Annotated in this window: 10 protein-coding genes and 1 tRNA gene; 5 read left to right on the top strand and 6 right to left on the bottom strand. The window is 35.2% G+C overall.

All coding sequences use genetic code 11. From position 1 onward, the window contains the following. Nucleotides 1–25 precede the first annotated feature (25 nt). From ACWGOQ_RS16275 to ACWGOQ_RS16265, 3 genes are all read left to right on the top strand, one after another. The gene (locus ACWGOQ_RS16275; RefSeq protein WP_452059204.1) at nt 26–1,762 is read left to right on the top strand and encodes a DUF885 domain-containing protein; all 1,737 of its coding nucleotides are present in this window, start codon (nt 26–28) and stop codon (nt 1,760–1,762) included. Further along, entirely contained in the window at nt 1,749–2,759 is a 1,011-nt protein-coding gene (locus tag ACWGOQ_RS16270) for a 4-hydroxyproline epimerase (RefSeq protein ID WP_452059203.1), read from the top strand. The genes ACWGOQ_RS16275 and ACWGOQ_RS16270 overlap by 14 nt, the downstream gene beginning before the upstream one ends. A gap of 61 nt (nt 2,760–2,820) precedes the next feature. After that, on the top strand, nt 2,821–4,068 hold the full coding sequence (locus ACWGOQ_RS16265) for an NAD(P)/FAD-dependent oxidoreductase (protein ID WP_452059202.1): 1,248 nt from the start codon (nt 2,821–2,823) through the stop codon (nt 4,066–4,068). Nucleotides 4,069–4,127: 59 nt separating this feature from the next. Here ACWGOQ_RS16265 and ACWGOQ_RS16260 read toward each other — a convergent pair whose 3' ends face one another. The 5 genes from ACWGOQ_RS16260 to ACWGOQ_RS16240 form a co-directional block, all read right to left on the bottom strand. Further along, nucleotides 4,128–5,228: a DUF4407 domain-containing protein gene (locus ACWGOQ_RS16260; protein WP_452059201.1), complete on the bottom strand. Its 1,101-nt coding sequence runs from the start codon at nt 5,226–5,228 to the stop codon at nt 4,128–4,130. 127 nt (nt 5,229–5,355) lie between these two features. After that, on the bottom strand, nt 5,356–7,494 hold the full coding sequence (locus tag ACWGOQ_RS16255) for a M56 family metallopeptidase (RefSeq protein WP_452059200.1): 2,139 nt from the start codon (nt 7,492–7,494) through the stop codon (nt 5,356–5,358). Further along, nucleotides 7,491–7,862 carry a BlaI/MecI/CopY family transcriptional regulator gene (locus tag ACWGOQ_RS16250; RefSeq protein ID WP_452059199.1) on the bottom strand — a complete coding sequence of 124 codons (372 nt, stop codon included), beginning with the start codon at nt 7,860–7,862 and terminating at the stop codon, nt 7,491–7,493. Before ACWGOQ_RS16250 ends, ACWGOQ_RS16255 begins: the two co-directional genes overlap by 4 nt. A 155-nt stretch (nt 7,863–8,017) precedes the next feature. Then, nucleotides 8,018–8,707, bottom strand: coding sequence for a hypothetical protein (locus ACWGOQ_RS16245; RefSeq protein ID WP_452059198.1), 690 nt, complete (start codon nt 8,705–8,707; stop codon nt 8,018–8,020). 58 nt (nt 8,708–8,765) lie between these two features. Further along, the gene (locus tag ACWGOQ_RS16240; RefSeq protein ID WP_452059197.1) at nt 8,766–10,160 is read right to left on the bottom strand and encodes a dipeptidase; all 1,395 of its coding nucleotides are present in this window, start codon (nt 10,158–10,160) and stop codon (nt 8,766–8,768) included. A 75-nt stretch (nt 10,161–10,235) separates the two neighbouring features. Here ACWGOQ_RS16240 and ACWGOQ_RS16235 point away from each other — a divergent pair, with 75 nt between their 5' ends. Then, nucleotides 10,236–10,928, top strand: a complete 693-nt coding sequence (locus ACWGOQ_RS16235) for an aspartyl/asparaginyl beta-hydroxylase domain-containing protein (RefSeq protein WP_452059196.1) — start codon at nt 10,236–10,238, stop codon at nt 10,926–10,928. A 580-nt stretch (nt 10,929–11,508) separates the two neighbouring features. Beyond that, nucleotides 11,509–11,590, top strand: a tRNA-Leu gene (locus ACWGOQ_RS16230). Between the two features lie 204 nt (nt 11,591–11,794). Here the strand turns inward: ACWGOQ_RS16230 and ACWGOQ_RS16225 are convergent. Then, nucleotides 11,795–13,405 carry an isocitrate lyase gene (locus tag ACWGOQ_RS16225; RefSeq protein ID WP_452059195.1) on the bottom strand — a complete coding sequence of 537 codons (1,611 nt, stop codon included), beginning with the start codon at nt 13,403–13,405 and terminating at the stop codon, nt 11,795–11,797. Nucleotides 13,406–13,686: the final 281 nt, after the last annotated feature.

Raw genomic sequence — 13,686 nt, 5'->3', positions numbered from 1 at the left:
TATATATATCAAAAAAATCCAACGAATGAAACTGTTCAGAATTTTAGGAACCCTAACACTACTTTTGTTTTTGAGTTGTTCAAAAAATAAAAAAATCTCTTTTCCTGAACAGCTTCATACAGTTATTTCTGAAATACAAGAAAGAGAAAGATACGACCAAGAAAAGTTTCCTTTAGGATTATTTACGAAGGAATATTATCAAATTGAAGCTGATTTTGCCAGAAAAAAGATTGAAGAACTCCTTAAAATTGAAGAATCGCAACTTAATGAAACTGATCAAATATCGCTAGAATTACTTCTCTTCACCTTGCAGGATACGATTGATTTTTATGAATTCGAAAGGTTTCTTAATCCTCTTTTGTCTGATTCAGGTTTTCATAATAACCTTACGTACATAGCAAAACCACTAACCAATTATAAGCAGACAAAAGAATATCTCAAGAAACTTAATGCCATACCATTATTTGTTGATCAACACTTAGAAAACTTACGGGCAGGTTTACAAAAAGGCGTATCCCAACCTAAAATTATTTTTAAGGGATATGAATCCACATATGATATGCACATCATAGATTCAATTGAGCATAGTCATTTTTATATTCCTTTCAAAAATTTACCTAACACACTAACACAATTCCAAAAAGATTCTGTACTTATTGCTGCCAAACAAATTATAAAAAACAAGGTCGTCCCTGAATTTAGACGCATTAAAGTTTTTTTTGAGCAAGAGTATCTTCCAAAAACACGAACATCCATAGGTGTCTCGCAAACTCCTAATGGTAAGGAATACTATCAAAATCGAATAAATTTTTACACTACAAGCACCGCGTATACCGCCGATGACATCCATAAAATAGGTATTAAAGAAGTCTCCAGAATAAAAGCACAAATGGAGGCTATTATAAAAGACCTTAATTTCAAAGGAAGTTTTTCTGATTTCTTAGCCTTTTTGCGCACCGATGAACAATTTTATGCCAAAAGTCCTGAGCAATTGTTAATGATTGCCAGAGATATGGCAAAACGAGCAGACGAACAACTACCAAGGTTTTTCAAAACATTACCTCGAAAACCTTATGGGGTAGCCCCTGTTCCTGATGCGATTGCTCCAAAATATACTGGTGGCAGGTATGTAGGTACAGAAGCAAATAGCACAGAACCCGGTTATTATTGGGTAAACACATATGACCTAAAAAGCAGAACACTCTATACACTCCCTTCACTTACAGTACACGAAGCCGTTCCTGGTCACCATCTACAAGGCAGTTTAAATAATGAATTAGGAGACAGTATACCACAATTTAGAAAAAATTTATATCTCTCTGCCTATGGAGAAGGCTGGGGATTGTATTCCGAATTTCTTGCAAACGAAATGGGTATGTACACTACTCCTTACGAACATTTTGGAAAACTCACCTATGAAATGTGGCGGGCGTGCCGACTCGTAGTAGATACAGGAATCCATGCCAAAGGGTGGACACGAGAACAAGTTATACGTTTTATGACCTCCAATACAGCATTGTCATTACACGAGATAAATACAGAAACAGACAGATATATCTCTTGGCCTGGACAAGCTTTATCATACAAGATGGGAGAATTAAAGATTAGAGAACTCCGTAATAAAGCTCAAAAAGAATTGGGAAGTACGTTTGACATCCGAGAATTTCATGAAATTGTTTTGGGACAAGGAACCCTAACACTTTCAATATTAGAAAACAGGATCAATACCTACATTGAAAACACAAAAAATGTCCTACAATAGTTTCACTTGCATTGATGCTCATACCTGTGGAAATCCTGTAAGGGTTGTAACCACAGGACATCCAAACCTTAAAGGTAGTTCTATGAGTGAAAAAAGACAACACTTCTTAAAAGAATATGATTGGATACGAACAGGATTGATGTTTGAACCACGTGGTCATGATATGATGAGTGGTAGTTTTTTATTTCCTCCTCATCATCCAGAAAATGATATTGCTATCCTTTTTATTGAAACATCAGGTTGTTTACCAATGTGTGGTCATGGAACTATTGGAACCATAACAATAGCTATTGAAGAAGGCTTGATACAACCAAAAATACCCGGAAAAATACGAATGGAAGCTCCTGCAGGCTTAGTAGAAATAGACTATCAACAATCAGGAAAAAAAGTAGACTGGGTAAAACTGAAGAATGTTAAGTCCTTTTTGGCTAGTGAAGACCTAACTATAAGTTGTCCCGAACTTGGTGAAATTAGTTTTGATGTGGCTTACGGCGGTAATTATTATGCAATCATAGATCCTCAGAAAAACTTTAGTGGAATACAAGATTTCACCGCTTCTAAATTGATCCAATATTCACAGATCATACGCGATCGAATCAATAAAAAATATCCCGATTATTTTATCCACCCTGAAAATGAAACGATCAGAGATGTAAGCCATATTCTTTGGACGGGAGATCCTATCGATTTAAATTCTTCAGGAAGAAATGCAGTTTTTTATGGTAACAAAGCTATAGATCGTTCTCCTTGCGGCACCGGGACCTCAGCACGAATGGCACAATTATATGCTAAAGGAAAATTAAAAAAAGGTAAAGAATTTATCCATGAAAGTTTTATTGGTTCTAAATTTATAGGAAGAATAGAAGAAGAAACTGAGTTGGCTAATCAAAAAGCTATCATTCCCAGTATACAAGGATGGGCAAAAATATATGGATATAGCACAATCATTATAGATGATCAGGATGACCCTTATGCACACGGATTTCAGGTGATTTAGATAATGAAAGATTTAATGAAAATAAATATATTATACTAAGCTTGTCGAAGTACTTACAATTATGAGTAAGAATATAATAATCATAGGAGGAGGAATCATTGGGCTTTGCTCCGCATATTATTTGCATAAGGAAGGCCATAAAATAACGGTCATAGATCAATCGTCTATGGATTTTGGAGCTTCTTATGTAAACGCAGGATACCTAACACCTAGTCATATTATTCCATTGGCAGCACCAGGAGTTATGAAAAAAGGACTCAAATGGATGTTTGACCCTGGTAGCCCTTTTTTTATAAAACCACGCTTAAAATCAGATTTCTTACAATGGGTTTGGGCTTTTAAAAAATCGTGCTCTTCAGAAAATGTAGCTCGTAGTATTTCCTCCATCAAAGATATAAATCTATTAAGTAGAGAGTTATTTAACGAAATCAAACAAGAAGAAAATTTCAAGTTTCAATTAGAGCGAAAAGGACTATTGATGATTTGTCAAACAGAAAAAATGCTGGAGGAAGAAATCCGGGTTGCTGAAATTGCCAAAAATGAAGGGTTACCAGTTAGAGAACTTTCTTTAAAAGAACTACAAAAATTAGAACCTGATGTTCAGATTCAGGCAAAAGGTGCCATACATTATGAATGTGATGGTCATACCACACCACATATGTTCATGGAAGAAATGAAAATGTATCTCGAATCTTCAAGTGTTGTATTCATAAAGAATGAAAAAATTAAGGATATAAACATTGACAATGGGAGGATAGTTTCGGTATCCAGTGATACTAAAACATATATTGCAAACGAATTCGTATTAGCAGCAGGTTCCTGGTCTAATTTATTAAGTAAAAAACTAGGAATCAATATGTTACTGGAGGCTGGAAAAGGATACCGAATCAATTCTGAAAGAAATTTAGATATTACAATGCCCGCTATATTAGCAGAAGCAAAAGTAGCTATTACACCAATGCACGGATTTACCCGTTTTGCAGGGACTATGGAAATTGCAGGAATTGACCATAACATTAATAAAGTCCGAGTGGAAGCTATTGCTAATGCTGCTCATAAATACTATCCAGATATTGTTCTTACTGATGACGAAAAGAATAATGCTGCCTGTGGTTTACGACCTGTCTCCCCGGATGGCATGGCTTATATTGGCAAATCCAGCAAATGCAAAAACCTAACCATCGCTACTGGACACGCAATGATGGGTTGGAGTATGGGACCAGCGACAGGAAAATTAGTTTCTGAAATTATTTCAGATAAAAAACCATCGTTAAATTTAGAGGTATATCATCCAGATCGAAGATTTTAAAAAACTTTTTTAGTTAGACCTGATAGGTTTCCAAACCTGTCAGGTCTTTTTTTTATACATTATAAAACCCCAGTTTGTCGCTTATAAAAAGCTTCTTGTTGTTTCTGCATTAATTCTCTTGCAATTTTCTTTTTGTACTGATACAGTTCGTCTTCCTCTGCCATATCTCCATAAACTCTATCGTTAATAGTATGATCTGTTGCTAATAGAATTTTACGTTGATCTGCTTTCTGTGCTGTCCAGGTTTTTACTTCACCTTCTACGTCTTCGATTTTAAAATCATATTCTCCTTTTGGTGAAAGTAGCTTCGCAAAAATCGGAGAAGTTTCAATAGCTAAAAACAATAAAAAGATAAAAAAAGAAGGCAACCATGGTAATTCGTTTAGCGCATTTACCCGAGCCATTAATCCATCAAAGTTATCTATGATTGGTTGAGAGGCTTCCACCTGCTTATCATACGCTGATACCAATTCATTTTTTTGTAATTCTAAATTGGTAATTTTTTCTTCATTCGTTTTCTTAAGATCAACCAGTTCTATCAGCATTGCATCGTGTTTTTTTCTTTTCTCTTTATAAACAGGTCCTTTGCCCACTAGTTCTGTTCCTTTTCGACCTTCTGCTTCTGCAATATATGTTTCGTACAACTCATTCACTTCTCTTTCTTTGGTGCTAATTTCTTGTTTTAGTCCTACTATTTTGCCATCAATCCCCGCTATCATGGGGGTATACTGTGTAGCTATTTGTTCTTGATTGGCTAAGGTCAGATCATTTTTCTGTTCCAAAAGAACCTGATCTATTTCTTTTTCAAAAATCTTTAATTCTAAAGGTTTTGAAATAACAACTGCGATGATGACTGCCAAAATAATCCTAGGAGAAGCCTGTAAAAGTTCGTCCAGAAAATTATCTTTTTTCTTAATGGTGGAAACTATGAATCTATCTAGATTAAAAATTAGCAACCCCCATACTAATCCAAAGAAAACTGAGGTAAAATAGTTATCAAAAACAGTGTATAGTGCATAACTAGCTGATAGAAAAGCCATTAAAGAAGTAAAAAAAACAGTTGCACCAATGCCTACATACTTATTTTGTTCTCCGTGAGAACTACCTGCCAATATATTGGCATCTGCACCAGAGCACATAATAAAAATTTTTTTTAACATAATCTAAGGGTGTTTTTTGATTGATAATAGACTTATAACGCTGATTTCTAACTAAATGTTGCGCAAAAAACCCCACCGAAGTGAGGTTTTTTTATAAATCTTATGACTTGTAAAGAGAAATTTAAAACTAGTCCTTGATGATCACTTTGGATTTACCATTTTTAGTTGACGCATCTATGGAAAGGGTATTATTAGAATCTTCAACTAACTTAAGTGCTTCCCTAGCAGAAATTTGTTTCTCATTATAATAAAAATCAGCATCTTTTTGAGCCATATGCTCTATTATCTTTTCTGGTTTATGATCTTCAGCCATCTGCCTTACTCTATATTCGGCTTTTCTCGCATTCATTTCTGCTTTTCTAGCTTCCATTTCGGCTTTACGAGCCTCTTTTTCCGCTTTACGGTGCTGCATTTCAGCAGCTCTCATAGCTTTTCTAGACTGCAATTCGGATTTGATTGCTTCTTTCCTTGCTAACTCTTCTGCACTACGCATTTCTTTTTCGGCATTACGAGCTTTTATTTCAGCTGATTTCATTGCTTTTTCAGCTCGAATTCTAGCTTCCTGAGATGCTTCTAGTGCTATAACTCTTCCCTTTTCTGCGGCTTCTCTACTTATCCTTGCATTCTCGCGAGCAATTTCTCTATTTCTATGATCACCTCTAACTCGATTAGCGGTTTCCATTGCAATTACACGGGCTTTTTCAGCCACTTCTCTACGTTCTTCAGAACTTAGCATGGCATTGCCTGCAGTAATTTCCTGCTCCATTCTGGCTTCTTCTCTTTCAATTTCGGCCCGTTCTCTTTCTAGTTCATTGTAAACACGTTCTTTTAGATATGACTTTTCTTCTTCGGTCCAGTCTTCTTTCTCAGATAACAAAGTGTAACCATCTTTTGTCTTTATCTTTTTCGATTTTTTAGACTTCTCATTCTTGGATTTTTTCTCTTTAGGAGCAGGTGGTGGAGGTGGTGGAATATCACTTTTTTGACCTTTTTTCACCTTTGGAGCTTTAGATGGTGGCGGAGGTGGTGGAATATCATTTTTCTCCCCTTTATGTACCTTTTGCGATTCTGGAACTGGCGGTGGAGGTGGAATATCAGGAAATTCCTCAGCTCCTTTACGTTGATCAGAAGTCATGTTCTTATAAATATTTATCATACGATAAATCTCACTCTGTCGGACCCTAATTGGTTTATTGCCTTTGATTTTAGCACCTAAATCTTTTGCCCAAGTATTATATTCCTCAATCATTTCCTTAGTAACTCCGTCTTGTAAGGTATTCGGACTTTCATTTAAGGAATTGCTTTCTTCTTTATCTTTTAAAACTGTCACCGAAGGCTTTTGCCGAATGGTAGGGTTCTCTTCCTGGTTGGTTATTTCATCTAACGGAATTACTACTTCCTTAGCTACTATTTCATTATTAAAAAATAAAATACACAACAATACAATCGGGAGCAACCCCGTTAGTTTAAGCACGGTTCTTTTTTTAGAAAATTCTTTTGTCATCATCTGTAATCGTTTTTTGGTTAATGAATAATTAATAGGACTCGATAACACAGCTTGATTAGAGCTATCGGGATAATTAACGAGTAATTTAAAGTAGTTTTGTATTGAAAATTGCTGTTTCAATACATTGTGGTCCGCAAGAAACTCATGGTTTAGTTTTATAGATCTTTTCATTAAGATAAATAGAGGATTAAACCAAAAGATTACTTGTAAAACCTCTACAAACAGTATATCTAATGTATGTTTTTGGACTACGTGTGTTTTTTCATGAAGTAAAACTTCTTTAGGGATATTGTTATCCTGAAATTCTTTTCTAGGAACGAAAATATAACTCAGGAACGTATGTGGAACTATGGAGTTACATAACAACACATTAATATGTGAAGGCTCTTTGAGTCGTTCATTGTTTCTAATCTTTTTAGAAATATTTGTAATGTTCCGGATAAATCGAAAACCGAATACTAACATACCAATTGCGTATATACTCCACAAAACAATAGGTAAATATGCTACTGGTTCTTTGGCAATTACTGCTTCAGGTTCTATCAAAATGGGAGTTGTTGTTTCTGAAATGACTTTTGGCCCAGCAATAACCTCCACCTGATACGTAAGTGTAATGAGCGGTATAATAAATGCAAATACCAAACTGAAAAGTAGATAAAACCTCTTTATAAAATGCACGTTCTCCTTTTCTAAAAACAACTTATAAAATGCCCATAGCAGCATCAGACAGAGTGATGATTTTATTATATAGGTTATCATTTTTGTTTCTTTAAAAGTTCCTGATCTACGATCTTTTTAAGTTCTTCTAATTCTAAAGTAGACAAATTGGTTTCTGAAGTAAAAAACGATGCAAACTGTGATGCAGAATCATTAAAAAAATTTTTAATCAGTCCGTTTACGTGCTTTGAAAAATAATCTGTCTTTTTTACCAAAGGATAATACTCTCTCGATTTCCCATACAACGTATAATCTATAAATCCTTTATCCGTCATTCTTTTTAGTAATGTAGCTACTGTAGTAGTTGCTGGCTTGGGCTCAGGAAAGGCATCTAGTAAATCTTTCATGAAAGCTTTCTCTAGTTTCCAGAGGTATTTCATCAATTGTTCTTCGGCCTTGGATAATTGCATTACTCTACGTTTTTAGAATTAACTCTACAAATGTAGAATAAAAATTAACAATAACAAATTAATTTTCGAAAAAGTCATTAAAAAATGCCTTCCTTGTAGTAGGGGAGGCATTCTTTTGTCTTTAATCTAGAGCTGTAGAAGCTACTATAAAAAAGTTATTCTTTTAATTGAATCGTATCGATATAATCGGCCAACTCTTTAATATCGCTATAGTCTTTAAATTTGAGTCTATTCTTTTTTATAAATTCTTTAAGCTTATCTCTTTTATAATTGGGAAAATAGTCCAAAATATTTTTTTTATTAATATTTGCTACTTTCACTTGATTTGACATCCCCACCACGTAATAGGCTTCATCCCTAATCTTTCCTTGACGATCTTGCTCAAGAGAGGTTTTAGCTTTTTGAGGCATCACTAACCTTTTTCCGTATTTTACAAAGAATTTTTTATCATTTACAGCAGCTATTTCCTGAAGGTATCCTGTAACATTTCTTCCTTCATCGTTAGTATAATTCTGATAAGAGAAAGTCTTATTCCCTAACACAACTCGTAACTCAAATGCTTTTTTAAGAAAATCCTTTTTTTTTGCTGCTTTCGCATCCTTCATCTCAAATATATCGTTGAGGACATCATACCGTAAAAACAACATATTCTCTTTTCCTGTAATCCCATCCCGAACTACTCCTTTTTGAAACTCTTCCTCTAAATAAGGTGATCCTCTAAAATCTGATAATTCAATTTTTTCTCCATCTGGCTTTACGTAGGGTATTTGGGATTGTAAACTCTGATGTAAAAAGCTTACAAAAACAATAAAACATAAAATAATCTGATTGGTTTTTAAAAACATTTGGAATGGTATTTAGTTCTTCATATTCAAATCAAAATTTATACCAAACTATCTACAATTATTTGTTTTTACTCAACTCTGTAAAATACTTATAGAACAGAGGAATGGTCTCTATTCCTTTCAAATAATTCCAAACTCCAAAGTGCTCATTTGGCGAGTGGATTGCATCACTATCCAGCCCAAACCCCATAAGAATTGTTTTGCTCTTTAGTTCTTTTTCGAACAAAGAAACAATAGGAATACTTCCTCCACTTCGTTGTGGAACCGGTGTTTTACCAAAAGTATCCTGATAAGCCTTGCTCGCCGCTTGATAGCCTGTACTATCGATTGGCGTAACATATCCTTGTCCGCCGTGGTGTGGTGTTACTTTTACCGTTACCGCTTTTGGAGCAATCCCTTCAAAATGTTTCTTGAACAACGCAGTGATTTCTTTCCAATCTTGATTCGGCACTAAGCGCATAGAAATTTTTGCATACGCCTTACTTGCGATCACGGTTTTTGCCCCTTCTCCGGTGTAACCGCCCCAAATGCCATTGACATCCAATGTAGGACGTATAGAATTACGTTCATTGGTTGTATATCCTTCTTCTCCGTATACTGCATTAATATCCAGTGATTTCTTATACGCTTCCAATGAAAATGGAGCTTTTGCCATTTCTGCACGCTCTTCTTTAGAAAGTTCTTCTACTTTATCATAAAAACCAGGGATCATGATATGATTATTCTCATCGTGTAATGAGGCAATCATTTTGGTTAGAATGTTGATCGGGTTGGCTACTGCGCCTCCATATAGTCCACTATGTAAATCTCGATTAGGTCCTGTTACCTCGACCTCTACATAACTTAATCCTCTAAGTCCAGTAGTAATAGACGGAACATCTCTGGCGATCATTCCTGTGTCACTAATGAGGATCACATCATTTGATAATTTATCTTGGTTTTTTTCTACAAACCAACTTAGGCTATTACTCCCTACTTCTTCTTCTCCTTCGATCATAAACTTCACATTACATGGAAGTTGATCTGTTTTTGTCATCAACTCCATCGCTTTCACGTGCATATACATTTGCCCTTTATCATCACAAGCACCCCTGGCAAAAATTGCACCATCCGGGTGCAACTCTGTTTTTTTGATCACCGGTTCGAATGGTGGACTATCCCACAGATCAATTGGATCTGGTGGTTGTACATCATAATGACCATACACCAAAACTGTAGGGAGGTTCGGGTTTATGATCTTTTCTCCATATACGATGGGATATCCGGGAGTTTGGCATATTTCTACAACATCACAACCTGCATTTTCCAGACTTTTCTTTATTTCATCCGCTGTTTTAATCACATCTTTTTCATAGGCAGAGTCTGCACTGATAGATGGTATTTTAAGAAGATGAAGGAGCTCATTTATAAAACGATCTTTATGTTCCTGAACGTAAGATTTAGTATTTTGCATTGGATTGAGTTAATTTTGCCTAAAAGTAGTAAAAATGAAGTAATTTAATCCATAAACAAATAAGCTTAACATCTTATGGAAAATGCATTTCTAAAACTTCCTTTTATACTCTCTGAAAAGCGTCTTTTAGAAGATTTAGAAGTTTGTAAGTCCTATTCATTTACGTTACACTATAATGCTTCGAACTATACAGGCGAATGGAAATCTATTGCTCTTAGGTCACTTGATGGAGATCCTAATCAGATTTTTGCTCTCGCTTCAGGTTCAGAGGAGTTCCAAAACACTTCGTTATTAGACTCTTGCCGGTGCTTTAAAGAAATTATTGATTCTTTTCGATGTGAAAAAGAATCCATACGTCTCCTGAATCTTTCTCCAAACAGTAAAATAAAAGAGCATACAGATCATCATCTGGGATATGAAGATGGAACCTTCAGAATACATATTCCTTTGATGACAAATCCCGATGTGTGTTTTTATATCAATAGTACAAATGTCGAGATGCAGGTTGGGGAATGCTGGTATGGAAATTTTAACTTGCCACATACAGTAGAAAATAATGGCACTGAAGACCGTATTCATTTGGTTATGGATTGTATTCGTAACGAATGGTCCGATCAATTATTTAACAATGCTGGTTACAATTTTAAATTTGAACAACAGCCTATTACGTATGATCAAACCACTACACTTAGAATGATTGAGGAATTAGAACGAATGGATACAAAAGTTTCGAAAGAACTACTTCATACATTAAGATCAAAAACGTGAAACAGGAAAACCTTCTAAAAGAAGTTGTATTAGATAAAATCTTTCGGTTTGTAGCGTCCTTGTCAATTTCTATTGAGTTTTCTGAAAATAATTACGGAAACTTTTTTACCTGAGATAAAATTTAAAAAAGGGACGTTATTGGTTGATCAAAAAAGCCTAAACATCCGGGAGATATTCTACACGAAGCGGGATATATTAAAGTTTCTTTATCAGAAGAGCGAATGTTTTTAAATAATAAAGTTCTAGAAAAAATACATTAAAAGAGGGAGAAGAATTAGTAGCAATTCTGATTATGGGCCTTCTACCTGTGATTGTTTTTCATAAATATGAATAGAAAGAAGAAAATGACTGGATTCTAAAAAACTACAAAGATCAAAAATATATAGGATTACCTTTACTACAATGGACGGACTTATCTATACAGCTGCGGAAGTGTCAAGTTTTCCTAAAATAAAATAATGGCTTCGAACGTAAAATGCTTTTTTTGTAAAAAAATAATCTAAGTTCTTTGAGTTTTATACAGATTATGTATATTTGCACTCGCTTTTACAAATAGTCCTAAGTTTTGTAAAAGTTTTATGCGGGCGTGGTGGAATTGGTAGACACGCTAGACTTAGGATCTAGTGCCGCGAGGTGTGGGAGTTCGAGTCTCCCCGCCCGCACAGCAAAGGAAAGCCCAACTTGGAAGAGTTGGGTTTTTTGTTTGGGGTAACGCAAATATTTTTTGGATCAAGATTAATTGTTGTGTTTATGTAAATATTCTGGTTAATATAAATAAGAAGAATTCTACATTTTTAACCCTTTTAAAATCGCCAAAAAGGTGACCCAATCATGAATCACCTTTCTAGGTCGCTTATATGAGAATTTTATTTGTCTAACGCCAGCACAGGCTCTTCGATGTTTGTTTTAACTTCAAATTGATTGCTGGTATTTTTTTCTCCACCAGCTTTTAAAGCTTTTTCACCAGCAAAGAACATTTTATGATCATCTCCTAAGTCTGAACCTGCCATGCGTTGGTGTTTTACACAAGACACACCTTTTCGAATTTCCTGACGCTGAACAGAATCTACATATGCCAACATTCCCATATCTCCAAAATATCCTTCTACTAAATCATTCATATGTAAGGCGGTTGTATGATAAGTCGGTAAGGTGATCAGGTGGTGGAATACTCCAGCATCACGAGATGCTTCTGCCTGAAACATTCGAATCATTTCGTCTGCACGGTTTGACAATAAAGTACCATCATATTTAGCATCCATAAGTTCAGCACGGTCATAGCTCGAAGTGTCTTCACCTAATTCTACCATAAGATCAAATGCTTGTTGTCTGAAATTGACCGTCCAGTTAAAAGAAGGCGAATTGTTATACACTAATTTGGCATTTGGCACTTTTTCTTTAACCCGGTTTACCATATAGGCAATTTGCTTCACATTTGGAGTTGGTGTTTCGATCCACAATAAATCTGCACCATTTTCTAAACTGGTAGTACAATCCAATACCACACGATCTATATTGGAACCTTCTTTAAATTTATATAAACCATTTGGCAATCTTACCGGACGAACTAGTTTCCCATCGCGTTTGAATAATACGTCATTTTCATTAACCTCCTCTACTAGAACTTCTTCTGCTTCGACAAAGTCCATATATTGTGATGCCAAGTCTCCTTCTTCCATAGATACCGGTAGTTTTTGTGTCAAGCCGGCACCTTCAGAATCTGTGCGGGCAACAATGATACCTTCTTCTACACCCAATTCTAAGAACGCATAACGAAGTGCATTTAATTTAGCAATAAAGTCTTCGTGCGGAACGGTTACTTTGCCATCTTGGTGACCGCATTGCTTGGCGTCAGATACTTGATTTTCGATTTGAAGCGCACAAGCACCAGCTTCAATCATTTTTTTTGCTAAAAGGTACGTAGCTTCTTCATTACCAAAACCTGCATCAATATCAGCAATGATAGGTACTACGTGAGTTTCGAAATTATCAATCTCAGCCTGAACATCTTCTCCTGCATCCAAACGACGAAAAAGATCATTCAATTCTACTGCATCTGCCTGACGTAAGAAAGTGTATATTTCTTCAATTAATTTAGGTACTGAAGTTTTTTCGTGCATAGACTGATCGGGTAAAGGCCCTAACTCTGAGCGTAACGCTGCTACCATCCAACCAGAAAGGTATAAATATGTTTTGTCAGTGGTACCTTTGTGTTTTTTTACAGCTATCATTTTTTGTTGCGCAACAAAGCCGTGCCAGCAACCTAATGATTGTGTGTAATTCACACTATTAGCATCATACGCAGCCATATCTTTACGCATAATCGAAGCGGTATATCTAGCGATATCTAATCCAGTTTTAAATCTATTTTGTACAGCAATACGTGCTGCATTTTCAGGGTTAATAGTGGCCCAAGTATTTCCATGTTTTGCCTTTAGTTTGCGAACGATTTCCAGAGCCGAATTATAAGTAGTCATAATATAATATTTAAGATTTTATTTTAAGTTTAATGCCTTTGTTTTAAACAGTAGTTTTTTCAGAGCATTGTAATTACAGGTGTTGTAATCAATCGTATTATTAACAGCCCAATTTGTAACCAGAGTTTTAGTTTTTACTTGAGATTTCATCTTTTAGATTTTTCAATGTTTATTAATAATTCGAACTCCAATTTCTACTTTAAGTGTCTACCAGATTCTACTTTTGCAATATGTTTTACCAAGAGGTGTAGTACAATAATTACAAGACAATATTATAAAAA

The organism is Aquimarina ulvae, assembly GCF_053613295.3.
The sequence above is the reverse complement of the archived record's forward strand: the minus strand, read 5'-3'. Positions and strand labels throughout refer to the sequence as shown.